The 16,056-nt window shown below is 68.1% G+C and carries 18 protein-coding genes; 11 read left to right on the top strand and 7 right to left on the bottom strand.

The annotated features are described in order from the left end of the window. Positions 1-63: 63 nt before the first annotated feature. The gene (locus tag AC6CR5_RS09605) at positions 64-1,347 is read right to left on the bottom strand and encodes an MFS transporter (protein ID WP_026384476.1); all 1,284 of its coding nucleotides are present in this window, start codon (positions 1,345-1,347) and stop codon (positions 64-66) included. Positions 1,348-1,479: 132 nt separating this feature from the next. On the opposite strand from AC6CR5_RS09605, the gene AC6CR5_RS09600 reads away from it, so the two are divergent. Beyond that, the gene (locus AC6CR5_RS09600) at positions 1,480-2,109 is read left to right on the top strand and encodes a TetR/AcrR family transcriptional regulator (protein ID WP_429942080.1); all 630 of its coding nucleotides are present in this window, start codon (positions 1,480-1,482) and stop codon (positions 2,107-2,109) included. 176 nt (positions 2,110-2,285) lie between these two features. Then, complete coding sequence (locus AC6CR5_RS09595; protein WP_006383972.1) at positions 2,286-2,507, top strand: hypothetical protein; 222 nt, start codon at positions 2,286-2,288, stop codon at positions 2,505-2,507. Positions 2,508-2,572: 65 nt separating this feature from the next. Here AC6CR5_RS09595 and AC6CR5_RS09590 read toward each other — a convergent pair whose 3' ends face one another. Further along, the gene (locus AC6CR5_RS09590) at positions 2,573-3,457 is read right to left on the bottom strand and encodes a LysR substrate-binding domain-containing protein (protein ID WP_047991195.1); all 885 of its coding nucleotides are present in this window, start codon (positions 3,455-3,457) and stop codon (positions 2,573-2,575) included. 177 nt (positions 3,458-3,634) lie between these two features. Here AC6CR5_RS09590 and AC6CR5_RS09585 point away from each other — a divergent pair, with 177 nt between their 5' ends. Beyond that, complete coding sequence (locus AC6CR5_RS09585; protein ID WP_047991194.1) at positions 3,635-4,258, top strand: glutathione S-transferase family protein; 624 nt, start codon at positions 3,635-3,637, stop codon at positions 4,256-4,258. Between the two features lie 25 nt (positions 4,259-4,283). Beyond that, positions 4,284-5,333 carry an LLM class oxidoreductase gene (locus AC6CR5_RS09580; protein WP_049050840.1) on the top strand — a complete coding sequence of 350 codons (1,050 nt, stop codon included), beginning with the start codon at positions 4,284-4,286 and terminating at the stop codon, positions 5,331-5,333. 3 nt (positions 5,334-5,336) lie between these two features. On the opposite strand, the gene AC6CR5_RS09575 is transcribed toward AC6CR5_RS09580, so the two are convergent. Then, positions 5,337-6,626 (bottom strand): Nramp family divalent metal transporter, encoded by a 1,290-nt coding sequence (locus tag AC6CR5_RS09575; protein WP_110059090.1) that lies wholly within the window; start codon positions 6,624-6,626, stop codon positions 5,337-5,339. A gap of 124 nt (positions 6,627-6,750) precedes the next feature. Next, the gene (locus tag AC6CR5_RS09570) at positions 6,751-7,176 is read right to left on the bottom strand and encodes an OsmC family protein (RefSeq protein ID WP_006383967.1); all 426 of its coding nucleotides are present in this window, start codon (positions 7,174-7,176) and stop codon (positions 6,751-6,753) included. Between the two features lie 249 nt (positions 7,177-7,425). Here AC6CR5_RS09570 and lhpI point away from each other — a divergent pair, with 249 nt between their 5' ends. From lhpI to AC6CR5_RS09535, 7 genes are all read left to right on the top strand, one after another. Further along, positions 7,426-8,370, top strand: coding sequence for a bifunctional Delta(1)-pyrroline-2-carboxylate/Delta(1)-piperideine-2-carboxylate reductase (gene lhpI / locus AC6CR5_RS09565; protein WP_054445268.1), 945 nt, complete (start codon positions 7,426-7,428; stop codon positions 8,368-8,370). Between the two features lie 37 nt (positions 8,371-8,407). Then, positions 8,408-9,580 carry an ABC transporter substrate-binding protein gene (locus tag AC6CR5_RS09560; RefSeq protein ID WP_006383965.1) on the top strand — a complete coding sequence of 391 codons (1,173 nt, stop codon included), beginning with the start codon at positions 8,408-8,410 and terminating at the stop codon, positions 9,578-9,580. 177 nt (positions 9,581-9,757) lie between these two features. Further along, positions 9,758-10,669, top strand: coding sequence for an ectoine/hydroxyectoine ABC transporter substrate-binding protein EhuB (ehuB, locus tag AC6CR5_RS09555; protein WP_054471746.1), 912 nt, complete (start codon positions 9,758-9,760; stop codon positions 10,667-10,669). A 9-nt stretch (positions 10,670-10,678) separates the two neighbouring features. Then, positions 10,679-11,332: an ectoine/hydroxyectoine ABC transporter permease subunit EhuC gene (gene ehuC / locus AC6CR5_RS09550; RefSeq protein ID WP_006383963.1), complete on the top strand. Its 654-nt coding sequence runs from the start codon at positions 10,679-10,681 to the stop codon at positions 11,330-11,332. Next, positions 11,329-12,000: an ectoine/hydroxyectoine ABC transporter permease subunit EhuD gene (ehuD, locus tag AC6CR5_RS09545; RefSeq protein ID WP_024069518.1), complete on the top strand. Its 672-nt coding sequence runs from the start codon at positions 11,329-11,331 to the stop codon at positions 11,998-12,000. Before ehuC ends, ehuD begins: the two co-directional genes overlap by 4 nt. Then, the gene (gene ehuA, locus AC6CR5_RS09540; protein ID WP_006383961.1) at positions 11,997-12,767 is read left to right on the top strand and encodes an ectoine/hydroxyectoine ABC transporter ATP-binding protein EhuA; all 771 of its coding nucleotides are present in this window, start codon (positions 11,997-11,999) and stop codon (positions 12,765-12,767) included. The genes ehuD and ehuA overlap by 4 nt, the downstream gene beginning before the upstream one ends. A 123-nt stretch (positions 12,768-12,890) precedes the next feature. Then, a complete protein-coding gene (locus AC6CR5_RS09535) occupies positions 12,891-14,003 on the top strand; it encodes an NADH:flavin oxidoreductase/NADH oxidase (protein WP_173011195.1) in 1,113 nt (370 codons plus the stop codon). A gap of 67 nt (positions 14,004-14,070) precedes the next feature. On the opposite strand, the gene AC6CR5_RS09530 is transcribed toward AC6CR5_RS09535, so the two are convergent. The 3 genes from AC6CR5_RS09530 to AC6CR5_RS09520 form a co-directional block, all read right to left on the bottom strand. Further along, positions 14,071-14,721, bottom strand: a complete 651-nt coding sequence (locus tag AC6CR5_RS09530) for a dUTPase (protein ID WP_035181018.1) — start codon at positions 14,719-14,721, stop codon at positions 14,071-14,073. Positions 14,722-14,816: 95 nt separating this feature from the next. Then, positions 14,817-15,353: a hypothetical protein gene (locus tag AC6CR5_RS09525; protein WP_006383957.1), complete on the bottom strand. Its 537-nt coding sequence runs from the start codon at positions 15,351-15,353 to the stop codon at positions 14,817-14,819. An 11-nt stretch (positions 15,354-15,364) separates the two neighbouring features. Next, complete coding sequence (locus tag AC6CR5_RS09520) at positions 15,365-16,003, bottom strand: DedA family protein (RefSeq protein ID WP_006383956.1); 639 nt, start codon at positions 16,001-16,003, stop codon at positions 15,365-15,367. Between the last annotated feature and the right edge of the window lie 53 nt (positions 16,004-16,056).

Raw genomic sequence — 16,056 nt, 5'->3', positions numbered from 1 at the left:
CGCTTGCCACATGAGAAAAGCCCGGCCGCCAGGCCGGGCTTTTTTTTGTGCCGCGCTGGCGTGCTACGCGGGTTGCGCCACGACCCGCTCGCGCCCGATCAGCAGGGCGATGACGGCGGCGATGAGACCGGTGGCGCCGGCCGCGACGAAGGCCATCAGGTAGCTGCCTTGCGACTCGCGCACCACGCCCGCCATCCAGGCCGCGCTGGCCGCGCCCAACTGGTGGCCGGCGACGATCCAGCCGAACACGATGGGCGCCTCGCGATCGCCGAAGGCTTCAGTGGCCAGGCGCAGCGTGGGCGGCACGGTGGCGATCCAGTCCAGGCCGAAGAACACCGCGAAGATCGCCAGGCCGTAGAACGAGAAGTCGGAATAGGGCAGATAGATCAGCGCCAGGCCGCGCAGCCCGTAGTAGACGAACAGCAGCTTGCGCGGATCGTAGCGGTCGGTCAGCCAGCCGGAGGCGGTGGTGCCGAACAGGTCGAAGATGCCCATGATCGCCAGCAGCCCCGCCGCCTGCACTTCGGGCATGCCATGGTCGCCGCACAGCGCGATCAGGTGCGTGCCGACCAGCCCATTGGTGGTGAAGCCGCAGATGAAGAAGGTGGCGAACAGGAACCAGAAGGTGCGGGTGCGGGCGGCGCGGGACAGGGCGCCGAAGGTGGCGGCGATCATGCCGGTGCGCGGCGTGGCGGGCGCGGGCGGTTCATGCGGGTCGCTGCCGAAAGGAACCAGGCCGACGCTGGCGGGGCGGTCGGGCACCAGCCACCAGGCCACCGGCACCAGCGCGGCGGCGGCGCCCGCCACGGTCCAGACCACCCGGGTCCAGTCGCCGGACGACGCCAGCGCCGCGAGGATGGGCAGGAAGATCAGCGTGCCGGTGGCGGTGCTGGCGGTCAGCAAGCCCATCATCAGGCCGCGATGCTTCGTGAACCAGCGGTTGACCACCGTGGCGCCCATGACCACGGCGACCGCGCCCGAGCCGACGCCGGAGAACACGCCCCAGGTCAGCAGCAGGTGCCACGGCTGGGTCATGTAGGCGCTGGCGGCGGTCGAGAGGGACATCACCGAGAGCGCCGCGATCAGCACGCGGCGCACGCCGAAGCGTTCCATCGCGGCCGCCGCGAACGGCCCCACCAGTCCATACAGGAAGATGCCGACGGCGGCCGAGAACGAAGTGGTGCTGCGATTCCAGCCAAAGCTTTGCTCCAGCGGCACCAGCAGCACGCTGGGAGATGCGCGCAGGCCGGCCGAGACCAGGAGCGCCAGGAAGATCACGCCGACGACCACGAAAGCGTACTTCTGTCCCGCGCGGCGGAAGGGGATGGGAGGGTGGGCTATACTCATGTTACTGACCGGTACGTAATTGGGTTTGCGAATGGTACGTACCGGTCAGTAACGCCGTCAAGCGATATTTTCTGACGGCCGGTTTTCAGGGCTGCCGGCGTATGACGACCGGTCTCAGCAAGGAGTTTTCGAATGGCCAGCAAATCCCCCGCGGGCGGCAACGACGCCAAATCTGCCGCCACACCCACCGCCAAGCCGCCCCTGGCGGCCGACCGCATCCGCCAGACGGCGCGCGAGATGTTCTACCGCGACGGCATCCGCGCGGTGGGGGTGGACGCCATCGTCAACCAGGCCGGCGTCACCAAGCCCAGCCTGTATCGCAGCTTCTCGTCCAAGGACGAGCTGGCGGCGGCCTATCTGCGCGACTACGACGCCGAATTTTGGGCGCGTTTCAACGCCGCCTGCGATGCCCACCCGGGCGACCCGCAGGCGCAACTGCGCGCCTACCTGTCGGGCCTGAGCGTGCGGGCGGTGCAAAGCGGCTATCGGGGCTGCGGCCTGACCAACGCGGCGGTCGAGTATCCGGAGGCCGGCCACCCGGCGCGGGAAGTCGCCGTCGCGCACAAGCTGGAGCTGCGCCGGCGCCTGACCGCGATGGCGGCCGAAATGGGCGCGCCCGATGCCCAGGCCCTGGGCGACGGCTTGCTGCTCCTGATCGAAGGCGCCTTCGTGTCGAGCCAGTTGTTCGGCGAGGGCGGGCCGGCCGGCCGGGTGGCGGACATGGCGGACATGATGATCGACGCTCATCTCGGCCGCCGTTGATTGTTGCGATGCACAATAATGGTGCCGGATACGGTGCCGGATGCACCGATGTGGTGGTGTTTGTACCCATTTCGCAACGCCGAAAATAATGCTAGGCATTTTTATTGCAACGCAGCAACCACGGATCTAAGATGAATTCGTGTTGTTCCCCATCGCGCTTTCTCAAGGAGAGAATCATGAGCGATACCGCGTTGAAAAATGCCCGCATGTCGGATGCGCTGGAGCAGTCCTTGATCCGCGAGGCCATCAAGGCGGAAACCCTGTCCGGGCCGTTCTCGCGCTCGGGCTGGCGCCGGCTCAAGCTGCGCATGCGCCGGTTCGGCGGCGCCATCGGTGAAGTGCTGCACGACATGGACGCCGGCCGCCGCCAGCATCCTGTGATTTCCGCCCACCGTTGAGCGGCGCATCCGCGCCAGGAGAAAAACGCCAGCTTTCGCTGGCGTTTTTTTATGCCCGACAGCCTTCAGGCCGTGCCCGCCGCGGCGTCGATGATCCAATCCAGGAAGGCCCTGACTTCCGGCCGTTCGGCCGCGCCCGGCACGGTGACGGCGTAGTAGGCGAATCGCGCCGGCCACGGCTTGTCCAGCACCTGCGCCAGCCGGCCGGCGGCGATCTCCTGCTGCGCGTACTGCTGCGGCACCAGGGCCAGCCCCTGGCCGGATTCCGCCGCGCGGATCAGCAGGAAGTCATCCTCGAAGGCATTGCCGCGTTCGGCGCGCGCATCCGCCGCCACGCCGCTGGCCGCCAGCCACAGCGGCCAGTCGGCGCGGTCCGAGTCATGCAATAGCGGGTAATCCAGGCAGTCGGCGGGTTCGCGGATCGCGCCCGGCGGTACCAGTTGCGGACTGGCCACGGGCACCAGCACCGGCGCCATCAGGCGCACGCTTTCCAGTCCCGGGTAGTCGCCCAGGCCGTGGCGCAGGGCGACATCGACCCGGTCGCGGCGCAGGTCGGTCAATGCCGAGGTCGCCTCCACGCGGATCTCGATTCCCGGATGCAATTGCTTGAACGCGCCCAGCCGCGGCACTAGCCACGAGGCGGCGAAGGTGGCGACCGTGCTGATGGTCAGCGTGTGTTGCCCCTTGCTGGCCTCCAGCGCCGCCATGGCCTGGTCGATCTGCGCGAAGGCCTGCAACAGGGCGGGATGCAGTGTGGCGCCGGCCGGCGTCAGGCGCAGGCCCTGGCGTTCGCGGGTGAACAGCGCCAGGCCGACGCGGTCTTCCAGCAGGCGGATCTGCTGGCTGATCGCGCCCGGGGTGACGTGCAGCGCCTGGGCCGCGGCCTTGATGCTGCCGCGTTGGCTGACTTCGACGAAGGTGCGCAGGGTCTGAAGCGGGACGGAGGACATCGAGTTTAGTTTTTCTAAAGCATGAGGGCAGAAATCATCGCTTCTGATTATAGGAGCTTGTTGCCATCATGGCGCGGTCGGTTTGAATTTCCGACGCCACGAAAACTAAACCGAGAGGATCGCTTTGATGACCCCTGCAACCCGTGTCCGGCAGCCTGTCCAGGTCGGGGCACAGCCATGATCGACCTGTATACCGACAGCTCCCCCAATGGTTTCAAGATCACCATCGCGCTGGAGGAACTGGGCCTGCCCTATACCCTCAGGCACGTGCATATCGACGCGGGGGAAAACCGGCGGCCGGCTTTCCTGCGGCTCAATCCGCACGGCCGCATCCCGGTGCTGGTGGATCATGCCACCGGCATCACCCTGTTCGAGTCGGCGGCGATCCTGCTGTACCTGGCCGACAAGACGCGTCGGTTGTTGCCGATCGATCCCCAGGCGCGCTGGCAAGCGATCCAGTGGCTGATGTTTCATGCGGCCAGCGTCGGTCCCATCATCGGCCAGCGCGTGCACTTCGAGATTTTCTCCGCCACCCCGCAGCCCGAGGCGATCGAACGCTACCGCGGCCTGTGCGACGCCGCGTTCGGCGTGCTCGACGGGCAGCTGGCGCGGCATTCCCATGTCGCGGGCGAAGACTATTCGATTGCCGATATCGCGCACTTCGGCTGGACCCATATCGCCCGCATCGTCGGCTTCGATTTCAGCGCCCACGCCCATTTGAGCGCGTGGCACGAACGCGTCGCCGCCCGGCCGGCGGTGCAGCGTGGCGTCACCTTGCCCGCGCCGGCCGTCGGCGCCTGAACCTGCTCAATCATGGAAACGCAAAATGCTTGAATCCACCACGACGTCCTCCGTATCCATCCCCACCGGCGCTTCCGCGCCGGCGTTCGCAGCCCATCCGGGTTATTGCCGCATGTTCGCGCCCGGCCAGCTCACCCTCGGCATGTTCCTGCCGCTGCGCTTCTACAACGGCGACATGCAGGTGCTGGCGGGGCAGTCGGAGCTCGTGACCGAGATCGACCGGCTCGGCTTTGCCGCCGTCTGGGTACGGGACGTGCCCTTGATGGACCTGGGCTTCGGCGATGCCGGACAGGTGTTCGATCCCTTCACCTACCTGTCGTTCCTGGCGGCCCGGACCCGTTCGATCGCGCTGGCTACCGGCAGCGCCATTTTCTCGTTGCGCCATCCGATCGACCTGGCCAAGGCCGCAGCCACCATCGACCAGTTGTCGGGCGGCCGGCTGGTGATGGGCATCGCCTCGGGCGACCGGCCCTCGGAGTTTCCGGCCTATGGCATCGAACACGAGCAGCGGGCTGAGCGCTTCCGCGATGCGGTGGCGTACTTCCGGCGGCTGCTGGGTAGCGCGGGCGGCGCCATCGAATCGCCGTTGGGCCGCACCCTGAGCGGCACGCTGTTGCTGCCCAAGCCGGCAACGGGCGTGATCCCTCTGATGGTGACGGGCGGCTCCGGCCAGTCGCCAGCGTGGATCAGCGAACATGCGGACGGCTGGTTGAGCTATCCCGGTCCGTCGCACGACAAGAGCGGGCCGGCGCGGCTTGCCGACAAGATCCGTATCTGGCGCCAGGGCATTCCGGACGGCGGTTTCCGGCCGCACATGACCAACGAGTGGCTGGATCTGGTCGACGACCCCGACCATCCGCGCACGCCGCTGCAGGGCGGCTTCGTGTTGCGCACGGGCAGGAACGGCTTGATCGCGCTATTGCGGGAGTGGCAGGCCGCCGGGGTGAACCACGTGGCCCTGGGCATCCAGTTCTCGGAACGGCCGGCGGCCGAGATCATCCATGAGCTGGCCGAGGAGGTGCTGCCGCATTTTCCGTCGCTGCCGGGGCCGGCCCCGCGCGACGGCCGCTGGTGAGGATCACAGCGCCATGTCCACCAGCAGGTAGCCGTCCAGCAGGATGATGCCAACGGTGGCGACCACGGCCGCCCAGGCCCAGGCGCCGCGCAATACGTGGCGGCCCATCACCTGCCTGCGGCGGGCCAGCACCACCAGCGGACCCAGCGCGAAAGGCAGGGCCAGGCTCAGGATGACCTGGCTCAGCACCAGCAACTGGTCCGGGTCCTGGCCGCCGGTGAAGGCCAGCAGGGCGGCGGCCACGGCGCCGGCGATCAGCCGCGTGGCCAGCGCGCGGCGGCGGTCGGACCAGCCGCTGTTGATCTGGAAGCCTTGCGACAGCATGCGGCCGGCCAGCACGCCGGTGATGGTGGAGCTTTGGCCCGCCGCGTACAGCGCGATCGCGAACACGATGGCGGCGCCGATGCCGAAAGTCTGGCCGATCACGGCATGGGCGTCGTCCAGGCTGGAGACGATGATGCCGGAGCCGGACAGCGAGGCCGCGGCGACGATCATGATGGCCGAGTTGATCAGCATGGCCACGCCCAGCGACAGCACGGTGTCGTTGCGCGCCACGCGCATGGCCAGGTCGCGCGCGTCGGCCGGCAGCACGCGGGCGCGTTGCGCCAGCGAACCGGAGTGCAGGTAGAGGTTGTGCGGCATCAGGGTCGCGCCCAGGATGCCCAGCGCGATCAGGAAGCCCTGCGGATCGCGCAGTGCCTGGCCGGTGCGCGCCATGCCGTGGGCGACGTCGGTCCAGGCGGGATTGGCCTTGAACAGGAGGAACACGAACGAGGCCGCCACGATCGACAGCAGCACGGCGATGACGCGCTCGTGGCGGTCGGCGTTGCCGCGCGTCAGGGCCAGCACGGCGAAGGTGCCGACGCCGGTGACGGCCACGCCGCCCAGCAGCGGCAGGTTGAACAGCAGGCGCAGCGCGATGGCGCCGCCGATGAGTTCGGCCAGCGCGGTGGCCAGGATGGCGGCCTCGCCGGCCAGCCAGGCCGCCTTGGCGGTGCGCGACGACAGGTGGCGGGCGGTGAGGGTGGCCAGGTCTTCGCCGGTGGCCAGCGCCAGGCGCGAGACCAGCACCTGGAAGCCCAGCGCCAGGATCGCCGATGCGATCACCACCAGCAGCAGGCCGTAGCCGAAGCCGCTGCCGCCGGCGATGTCGGTGGCCCAGTTGCCCGGATCGATGTAGCCCACCGCCACCAGGATGCCGGAGCCGACCACGCGGCGCAGGTTGGCGGTGACCTGGGCGTCCTGGCCGTAGGCCGCATTGCCGCCTGAAATCGCGTAGATGAATCGGGTCATGGTGATTTCCTGAGAATGGTTCTCATTTTCCATTTCTCGGGCATGACCGTCAAATTGATTTTCAGCAAGCGCGGGATAGGGCGGGCCAATGGCGCCGCCCGTGCCGCGGGCCGGCCGCGGCCGTTCAGGCCTTGAGCTTGGCGTCCATGGTGATCTTGGCGTTGAGCACCTTGGAGACCGGGCAACCCTTTTCGGCCTTGCGCGCGGCATCCTCGAAGGCCTGGGCGCTGGCGCCGGGAATCACCGCTTCCACGGTCAGGTGGACGGCGGTGATGGCAAAGCCCCCCTCGACCTTGTCGAGCGTGACCTCGGCCTTGGTGTCCAGGCTTTGCGCCGTCAGGCCGGCTTCGCCCAGGATGTTGGACAGCGCCATGGTGAAGCAGCCGGCGTGCGCGGCGCCGAGCAGTTCTTCGGGATTGGTGCCCGGGGTGTCGCCGAAGCGCGTATTGAAGCCGTAGGGCTGGTTCTTGAGCGCGCCGCTCTGCGTGGAAATCGTACCCTTGCCCGTTTTCAGATCGCCCGACCAGGCGGCGGTTGCGGTTTTCTTCATGCGTGACTCCTGTTGAGGGAACGCGCCCGCGACGGACGCGTCCGGTTGGGGGAGAGCGCGGCCCGCCTGGCGGCGGCGCGCGTTGCCGGAAGGGGCACGCACCATGATACGGCGCGCGCGCCGGGGCGTCGCCTGCCTGGCGCCCGCATCCGGCAAGCCGATGTAACCGCCGCTTGCGCCGCCTTGCCAGCGCCGCGTGGCGCCGTCACACTTCGCCCCTGGATCAACCCGAACAGGCATTGGATACAGATGGTAGTGATCGACACCGAACAAACCCGCGGCGCATTGTCGTTCGACGCGGCGATCCCGGCCTTGCGCGAGGCGTTTCGCCAGGGCGCCCACGTGCCTCCGCGGCACGTCCACGCCATCGAGTCGGGCGGCGCGCACGGCACCACGCTGATCATGCCGGCCTGGAACGAGCAGGGGTATTTCGGCGTCAAGGTCATCAACATCTTTCCCGAGAACACGCGCCAGTCGCTGCCCGGCTTGCATGCTACCTACAACCTGTACAGCGCCCGCACCGGCGTGCCGCTGGCGCAGGTGGACGGCGACCTGGTGACGGTGTTCCGCACCGCCGGCGCGGCGGCGCTGGGCGCGTCCTACCTGGCGCGCGAGGATGCGCGGGTGCTGACCATCGTCGGCTCGGGACGCATTGCCGGGCTGGTGGCGCAGGCCATGCGCACGGTGCGGCCGATCGACAAGGTGTGGGTCTGGAACGTGCGTCCGGCCGGCGCCGAAGCGCTGGCGGCGGCGCTGCGCGAGCAGGGCTTCGACGCCAGCAGCACCGTCGACCTGGAACAGGCCGTGCGCCAGGCCGACATCGTCAGCTGCGCGACGCTGTCGACCGTGCCGCTGGTGCGCGGCGACTGGCTGCGCCCCGGCACGCACCTGGACCTGATCGGCAGCTTCAAGCCCGACATGATCGAGACCGACACCGCCTGCTTCGACGGCACCACGGTCTACGTGGACACGGACGAGGCGCCCACCAAGGCGGGCGACCTGCTGGCCGCGTTCGAGGCCGGCGTGCTGGCCCGCGACGAGATCCGCGGCAATCTCACCGACCTGGTGCTGGGACGCGCGCCCGGCCGCACGCAGGCGAGCGAAGTGACGGTGTTCAAGGCCGTCGGCAGCGCGCTGGAGGACCTGACGCTGGCCGCGCTGGTCTACGAGGCCTGCAGCGGTCAGGCAAAATAACGCCATCCGCTGTTTTTCCATCCTGCGAGCTGTCGTCATGTCCCGTTTCTTCCTTCGCTACGCCTGCGCTGTCGCGCTGGCGGTTCCCGCCCTGTCCGTCCAAGCCGAGATCGTGATCGGCGTGGATGTCTCCACCACCGGCCCGGCCGCGGCGATCGGCATCCAGACCAACAACGCCATCCGCCTGTGGCCCAGCACGCTGGGCGGCGAGCCGGCGCGCTACGTGGTGCTGGACGACGGCACGGACGTCAGCCGCGCGGTCAAGAACCTGCGCAAGCTGACCTCGGAAGACAAGGTCGACGCCATCGTCGGTCCCAACACCACCGCCGCGGCGCTGGCCGCGCTGGACGTGCTGGCCGAGACCCGCACGCCGATGATCGCCCTGGCGGCCTCCAGCGTGATCGTCGAGCCGCTGTCCGACCCCAAGCGCGCCTGGGCCTTCAAGATGCCGCAGAACGATTCGCTGATGGCGACCGTGCTGGTCGAGGACATGAAGAAAAAGGGCTTCAAGAATGTGGCCTTCATCGGCTTCGCCGATTCCTACGGCGACAGCTGGTGGAAGGAGTTCTCCGCGGCCGCCGGCAACGACGTCAAGGTCGTGGCGCAGGAACGCTTCCAGCGCACCGACGCGTCGGTGGTGGGCCAGGTGCTCAAGGTGATCGCCGCCAAGCCCGATGCCGTGCTGATCGCCGGCGCCGGCACGCCGTCGGCGCTGCCGCAGAAGACGCTGCTCGAACGGGGCTACACCGGCGCCATCTACCAGACCCACGGCATCGGCACGCTGGAATTCCTGCAGGTGGGCGGGCGCGATGTCGAAGGCACGCTGTTCCCCACGGGCCCGGGCGTGGTGGCGCGCGAGCTGCCCGACTCGAACCCGGTCAAGAAGGTGGCGGTGGACTTCGCCGACAAGTACGAGCGTCAGTACGGCGCCAACACCCTGACGCAGTTCGCCGGCGACGCCTACGGCGCCTGGATGCTGCTGGATTCGGCCGTGGCGCGCGCCCTCAAGACCGGCGCCAAGCCCGGCACCCCGGAGTTCCGCGCCGCGCTGCGCGACGCCCTGGAAAGCACCCGCGACCTGGTCGTGCCCAACGGCGTGCTCAATATTTCCAAGGACAACCACCAGGGCTTCGACGAACGGGCCCGCGTCATGGGCGTGGTGCGCAACGGCAAATTCTCGTATGCGGAGGCGGCCCCGGCGCAGAAATAGGGGACGACATAGTCGTCTACCCTTCGTAACGAGTTTTCACCCGCCATAGGGTGGAGATAGGGAAAAGCAGGCTTCGGCCTGCTTTTTTTCGTCCATATCATTAGAGGTGAAATGATTTAATGTCGTATCATTTTTAGCGAAGCGATGTACCTAGAAATAAATCAGGGAGAAAAAACCATGATCGTCCAACGCACCCGCCGCGTCCTGCTGGCCCTGGGCCTGGGCCTGCTGGCAGCCTGCTCAGACTCCGGTTCGGACAAGCCCGTCCAGGGGGCCAGCGCGCCCGCCGCCAGCGCCAGCACGCTGGAAGCCGCCAAGGCGGCCGGCAAGATCCGTATCGGTTACGCCAACGAAGCGCCGTTCGCCTTCATGGACAGCAAGGAGGCCAAGGTCACCGGTGAATCGGTGGAAATCGCCCGGGTAGTGCTCAAGCGCATGGGCATCAACGAGGTCGAAGGCGTGCTGACCGAATTCGGCTCGCTGATCCCCGGCCTGCAGGCCAAGCGCTTCGACATCATCGCGGCCGGCATGTACGTCACGCCGGAGCGCTGCGGCCAGGTGGCGTTCTCGAACCCGACCTATGGCGTGGGCCAGGCGTTCCTGGTCAAGCAGGGCAACCCGAAGAACCTGCACAGCTACGAGGACGTGGTGAAGAACCCCGACGCCAAGCTGGGCGTGGTGGTCGGCGCCATCGAGGCCGAATACGCCGCCAAGGTCAAGGTGCCCGCCGGCCAGATCGTGGTGTTCCCGGATGCGGTCAGCGCGCTGTCCGGCGTGCAGGCCGGCCGCGCCGACGCCTACGCGGCCACGGCATTGACGGTCAACGACCTGATGGGCAAGACCGACGCCGGCAGCGGCCTGGAGAAGGCCGAGCCGTTCACCGATCCGGTGATCGACGGCAAGGGCGTGCGCGGCTACGGCGCCTATGCCTTCCGCACGGACGACAAGGCCTTTGCAGATGCCTTCAACGCCGAGCTGGCCAAGTTCATCGGCACCGAGGAACACAAGAAACTGGTGGCGCCGTTCGGCTTCACGCCCGAGGAACTGCCCAAGGACGTTACGGCCGCCAAGCTCTGCGCCGCGAACTAGGGGGCGCCGATGCAGCTCATATCCGAACATATCGCCGAGCTGGTGCCGCCACTGCTGGAAGGCCTGGCGGTGACGCTGGAGATCATGGCGGGCGCCGTGGTGCTGGCGGTGCCGCTGGCGCTGGTGGCCGGGGTGGGGCGCCTGTCGACCGTGCGCCCCGTGCGCTGGCTGGCGTCGATCTACGTCGAGGTGTTTCGCGGCACCTCGGCGCTGGTGCAACTGTTCTGGTTCTATTTCGTGCTGCCGCTGTTCGGCGTGCAACTGCCGGCCATGCTGGTGGGCATCGTGGTGCTGGCGCTCAATGCCGGCGCCTATGGCGCCGAGGTGGTGCGCGGCGCGATCCGCGCGGTGCCGCCGGGCCAGCGCGAGGCCGGCGTGGCCCTGAACCTGACGCGTGGCCAGATCATGCGCCGCATCGTGGTGCCGCAGGCCATTCCGGCCATGCTGCCGCCGGCCGGCAACCTGCTGATCGAACTGCTCAAGAACACCGCGCTGGTGTCGCTCATCACGATCACCGACCTGACCTTCCGCGGCCAACTGCTGCGCAGCGAAACCCTGCGCACCACCGAGATCTTCACGCTCATGCTGCTGCTGTACTTCGCGGTGGCGCTGCTCATCACCGCCGGCGTGCGCCTGCTTGAACGGAGGGTCCGCGTCCGATGAAACCGATATTCGACTGGTCCTTCGCGCTGGAGATCCTGCCCACGCTGGGCTCGGCGCTACTCATCACCATCCAGGCCACGGTGCTGGGCATGCTGGTGGCCGTGACGCTCGGCCTGGCGCTGGCGCTGCTGCGGCGCTCGCGCCTGGCGGTGCTGTCCTTGCCCACGGCCTTCGTGATCGAGTTCGTGCGCAGCACGCCGCTGCTGGTGCAGATGTATTTCCTGTTCTACGTGCTCCCCCTGACCGGGGTGCAGATGTCGCCCCTGGCGACCGGCATCGTGGCGCTCGGGCTGCACTACGCCACCTATTGCGCCGAGGTCTACCGCGCCGGCATCGAGGCGGTGCCGCGCGGCCAACTGGAAGCGGCGCGGGCGCTGAACATGTCGCCGTGGCGCACGGCCGTGGGCGTGGTGCTGCCGCAGGCGATCCCGCCGGTGGTGCCGGCGCTGGGCAACTACCTGGTGGCCATGTTCAAGGACACGCCGCTGCTGTCGGCGATCACGGTGGTCGAGCTGCTGCAACAGAGCAAGATGATCGGCTCCACCACCTTCCGCTACACCGAACCCCTGACGCTGGTCGGCGTGCTGTTCCTGGCGTTGAGCCTGATCGCGGCCTGGGGTGTGCGCGGCCTGGAGGCCCGCCTGCAACGATATGGAGGAAAGCGATGAGTTCCAGCATCACCATCAAGAACCTGCACAAGCGCTATGGCGAGCTGGAGGTGCTCAAGGGCATCAACCTGGAGATTCCGGCGGGCCAGACGGTGGCCGTGATCGGGCCGTCCGGCTCCGGCAAGTCGACCCTGCTGCGCGTGTTGATGACGCTGGACCGGCCGACCAGCGGCGAGATCGAGATCGACGGCGAGCCGATGTGGACCGACGCCCAGGGCCGTCCGGCCGGCCCCAATTCCGAGCACCTGCGCAAGGTGCGCGGCAAGATCGGCATGGTGTTCCAGCACTTCAACCTGTTCCCGCACATGACGGCGCTGGGCAACGCCATGGAGGCGCCGGTGCACGTGCTGGGCCTGCCGCGCGACCAGGCGCGCGAGCGCGCGGTGGAATACCTGGAGATGGTGGGGCTGGGCGACAAGCTCGACGTCTACCCGGCGCAGTTGTCGGGCGGCCAGAAGCAGCGCGTCGGCATCGCCCGCGCGCTGGCGATGTGCCCGGAGATCATGCTGTTCGACGAGGTCACCTCGGCGCTCGACCCGGAGCTGGTGGGCGGCATCCTGCAGATCCTGCGCGACCTGTCGGCGCGCAAGAGCATGACCATGATCATCGTCACCCACCAGATGAAGTTCGCCGAGCGCAGTTCGGACCGCACGCTGTTCTTCGACGAGGGCAACATCGTCGAGGACGCCGAGTCGCAGACGCTGTTCAGCGCGCCCAAGGAAGCGCGCACGCGCCAGTTCCTGGACAGCGTGATCGAGGGGCAATAAGCCGCGGTAATAAAGGGCGGGCCTCGTCCCGCCCTAAACCCCCACGCGGGCGTCGGGATTGGCGGCGCGGGCGGATGCCGGCGCTATGCTGTGCATCCGCGTCCATCGCCCGGAGCCTTACGCATGAGTCATCTTTTCAGTCCCACGTCAGTCGGCAATGTCGAACTGGCCAACCGCATCGTCATCGCGCCCATGTGCGAATACTCGGCCGACGAGGGCCGCGCCACCGACTGGCACATGATCCACCTGGGCCACCTAGCCCTGTCCGGCGCGGCGCTGCTGTTTACCGAGGCGACCGCGGTCGAGGCCGATGGCCGCATTTCCCCGGGCGACCTGGGCCTCTGGTCCGACGAGACCGAAGCCGCGCTGGGCCGCGTGGTGCAGGCGGTGCGGCGCTATTCGCCGATCAAGCTCGGTATCCAGCTGGGCCACGCCGGCCGCAAGGCGTCGAGCCATGCGCCCTGGGAGGGCGGCCAACTGGTGCCGCCGGAGCAGGGCGGCTGGCAGGGCTGGGCGCCGTCGGCGCTGCCGCACAAGGCGTCCGAGCCGGCGCCGCGCGCGCTCGGCGCGGCCGGCCTGGCGCGGGTGCGCGACGCCTTCGTCGACAGCGCTCGCCGCGCCATCCGCCTGGGTTTCGACGCCATCGAGCTGCATGCGGCCCATGGCTATCTGCTGCACCAGTTCCTGTCGCCGCTGGCCAACCAGCGCGACGACAACTACGGCGGCTCGCTGGAGAACCGCATGCGCTTCCCGCTGGAAGTGTTCCGCGCGGTGCGCGAGGTGACGCCTTCGTCGGTGGCGCTGGGCGTGCGGGTGTCGGCCACGGATTGGGTCGAGGGCGGCTGGGATCCGGCGCAGACCGAGGCGTTCGCGCTGCGGCTCAAGGAATTGGGCTGTGAGTTCATCGACGTCTCCAGCGGCGGCGTTTCGCCATTGCAGAAGATCCCGGTGGCGCCGAACTACCAGGTGCCGTTCGCCGACGCCATCAAGCGCGCGGTCGGCCTGCCCACCATCACGGTGGGCCTGATCACCGAGGCGCAACAGGCCGAGGACATCCTGGCGCAAGGGCAGGCCGACATGGTGGCGCTGGCGCGCGGCATGCTGTACGACCCGCGCTGGCCCTGGCATGCCGCCGCGCAACTGGGCGGCCAGGTCAATGCGCCGCGCCAGTACTGGCGGTCGCAGCCGCGTGAGTTGAAGGACCTGTTCGGCGAAACGCACTTCGGCCAGCGCTAGCGGCCGAAGCTGTCGCGCAATGAAAAACGCCGCGTGACGCGGCGTTTTTTTCGGGCGGGCGTTGCGCCTACAGGCGCGAATAGGCCGCTTCCAGTTCGCGGTGCAGGACGTCAGCGAAGTCGGCGCGGGCGGCGTCGTGCTGCGCCAGCAGGCGCGCCAGCACCACGTTGTCTTCCTCGCCGTTCCAGATCTTGATGTAGGTGCCTTCCTTGTAGCCATGCTGCTGGCGGAAGATGTTCAGCACGTTCTTGGAAACGTACTGGGTATAGGCATCGTTCCAGCTCATTTCGCAGGCGGTCATGCTCTGCTCGAGCAGCTTGAAGCTGGCGCGGCCGCACACCGCCAGGCCGCCGATCAGTTCGAGCAGTTCGGGCACGTTCAGGCTGGCCAGCGCATAGCTCTTGCCGTCCAGCGTGATCGAGGCGGGGCCGGCCAGGTCGGCCACCAGCGCGGCGGCGGCGGCGTTGACGTCGCCCTTGGCCTGCACGATGGTATGCGACAGGTAGAAATGCAGGATGTCGACCAGTTCCATCTGCACCTGGGGCAGGTCGATGGTCTGCTTCTTCCACCACTTCCAGCCGTAGTGTTCCAGGGCCTCGGCCGATTCGACGAAGGCGGCGCGCAGGAAGCGGGCGCCGCCGTTGATCCAGTCCGGATTGATCATGCTGTTCAGGTCGCCTTGCAGCTTCAGCATCGTGGCCGCCTGGGCCTGGTTCAATCCGACAACGTTATTCACTTTCACTCCGGGTATTCATGGGGTCTATGCGAGGGCGGCGGAAATGTTAGCACCATTGCCGCCGAGGCCGGGCCGCTTCAGCCGTCCTTGCGGTACGACGAGGTCTTGAGCGGCGGCAGCTTTTCCAGCGGTCGCTTGCGCGGGTCGCGCGCGCCGCTGGCCGCCTTGAACAGCATCAGCGCGAAAAAGCCCAGGAACACCGCCGGCATGAAGTCGTCCAGGTCGAAGCGCGGCGCGTGCAGCGCCTTGAAGGCGACGTTGACGGCGGCCCAGCCGGCCACGGCGCCGGCGATGGTCAGGAAGATGCCCTGCTTGCGCTGGCGCGCGCGCTTGGCCAGCGAGACCGCTTCGGCGTCGGTCTGGCCCGGGGCGACGGTGGACGGCACGCTGTCGGCGCGGTGCGATTGCGGCGGCGCCGTCTTGCCCCAGGCCAGGTCATTCAGGGATCCCGGGCTCGGGGCGGGCGCCGGCGTGGGCGTGGCGACCGGCGCGGTCGCTTGGCGCCTGGTCTCGGCCTTGCTCGGCACCCGTCCGGGCGTGGCGCCGCCCGCGCGCGACAGGTTTTCGATGTAGCGCGCGAAGTCGCCGTTCTTCGGCTCCATGTCGATGGCCATGCTGTTCTCCGCTAATTGCCGCGACGGATGCGCGCCGGCTGCCGGCGTTTGCGCATCATCGCGACCAGGAGTCCGCATCCTAGCAGCACCGAGAGTCCCGCGCCGATCATCATGGCGATCTGTTGCGCGTTTTCGGCCGCGCCCAGGCTGCGCGCGGTGATGTAGCCGGGCGCCAGCATCAGCGGCATCCACAGGATCGCCGACAGCACGTTGGCCATCTGGAAGCGGCCGTGGGCCATGCCCATGACGCCGGCCACCGTGGGGATGGTCGAGCGGATCGGTCCCAGGAAGCGGCCGACCAGCACCGAGGCGAAGCCATAGCGGTAGAAAAACAGGCGCGCCCGTGCCACGGCGGTACGCTGCTGCTTGAGTGGCCAGCGCCGCAGCACGTTGGGGCCGGCCCAGCGCCCCAGCCCGTAGGACAGCGCATCGCCGACGATGGCGCCGGCGATGCCCCATGCCATGATGCTCCACGGATCCAGCGTGCCGGCGCCGATCAGGCCGCCGGTCAGCAGCATCAGCGCGGTGGCGGGAATGAACAGGCCCAGCAGCACCATCGATTCTCCCAGCGTCAGCAGGAAGGTGATGGGGCCGGCCCAGGCCTGGTTGGTCTCGATCAGCACGCCGATCTTGTCGATGTATTGGTCCATGAGGCGGAAGTTGAAAATTAGCTGAATGCAATCGGGTATCTTAACGCCTGCAT

Source organism: Achromobacter sp. EG18, assembly GCF_059759395.1.
Note: the sequence above shows the minus strand (reverse complement) of the source record. Positions and strands in the feature narration are given on the sequence as shown.

Bases quoted from the DNA above. Each gene is read 5' to 3' on its own strand.
- AC6CR5_RS09605 (WP_026384476.1), bottom strand. From the start codon at position 1,347: ATGAGTATAGCCCACCCTCCCATCCCCTTCCGCCGCGCGGGACAGAAG.
- AC6CR5_RS09600 (WP_429942080.1), top strand. From the start codon at position 1,480: ATGGCCAGCAAATCCCCCGCGGGCGGCAACGACGCCAAATCTGCCGCC.
- AC6CR5_RS09595 (WP_006383972.1), top strand. From the start codon at position 2,286: ATGAGCGATACCGCGTTGAAAAATGCCCGCATGTCGGATGCGCTGGAG.
- AC6CR5_RS09590 (WP_047991195.1), bottom strand. From the start codon at position 3,457: ATGTCCTCCGTCCCGCTTCAGACCCTGCGCACCTTCGTCGAAGTCAGC.
- AC6CR5_RS09585 (WP_047991194.1), top strand. From the start codon at position 3,635: ATGATCGACCTGTATACCGACAGCTCCCCCAATGGTTTCAAGATCACC.
- AC6CR5_RS09580 (WP_049050840.1), top strand. From the start codon at position 4,284: ATGCTTGAATCCACCACGACGTCCTCCGTATCCATCCCCACCGGCGCT.
- AC6CR5_RS09575 (WP_110059090.1), bottom strand. From the start codon at position 6,626: ATGACCCGATTCATCTACGCGATTTCAGGCGGCAATGCGGCCTACGGC.
- AC6CR5_RS09570 (WP_006383967.1), bottom strand. From the start codon at position 7,176: ATGAAGAAAACCGCAACCGCCGCCTGGTCGGGCGATCTGAAAACGGGC.
- lhpI (WP_054445268.1), top strand. From the start codon at position 7,426: ATGGTAGTGATCGACACCGAACAAACCCGCGGCGCATTGTCGTTCGAC.
- AC6CR5_RS09560 (WP_006383965.1), top strand. From the start codon at position 8,408: ATGTCCCGTTTCTTCCTTCGCTACGCCTGCGCTGTCGCGCTGGCGGTT.
- ehuB (WP_054471746.1), top strand. From the start codon at position 9,758: ATGATCGTCCAACGCACCCGCCGCGTCCTGCTGGCCCTGGGCCTGGGC.
- ehuC (WP_006383963.1), top strand. From the start codon at position 10,679: ATGCAGCTCATATCCGAACATATCGCCGAGCTGGTGCCGCCACTGCTG.
- ehuD (WP_024069518.1), top strand. From the start codon at position 11,329: ATGAAACCGATATTCGACTGGTCCTTCGCGCTGGAGATCCTGCCCACG.
- ehuA (WP_006383961.1), top strand. From the start codon at position 11,997: ATGAGTTCCAGCATCACCATCAAGAACCTGCACAAGCGCTATGGCGAG.
- AC6CR5_RS09535 (WP_173011195.1), top strand. From the start codon at position 12,891: ATGAGTCATCTTTTCAGTCCCACGTCAGTCGGCAATGTCGAACTGGCC.
- AC6CR5_RS09525 (WP_006383957.1), bottom strand. From the start codon at position 15,353: ATGGCCATCGACATGGAGCCGAAGAACGGCGACTTCGCGCGCTACATC.
- AC6CR5_RS09520 (WP_006383956.1), bottom strand. From the start codon at position 16,003: ATGGACCAATACATCGACAAGATCGGCGTGCTGATCGAGACCAACCAG.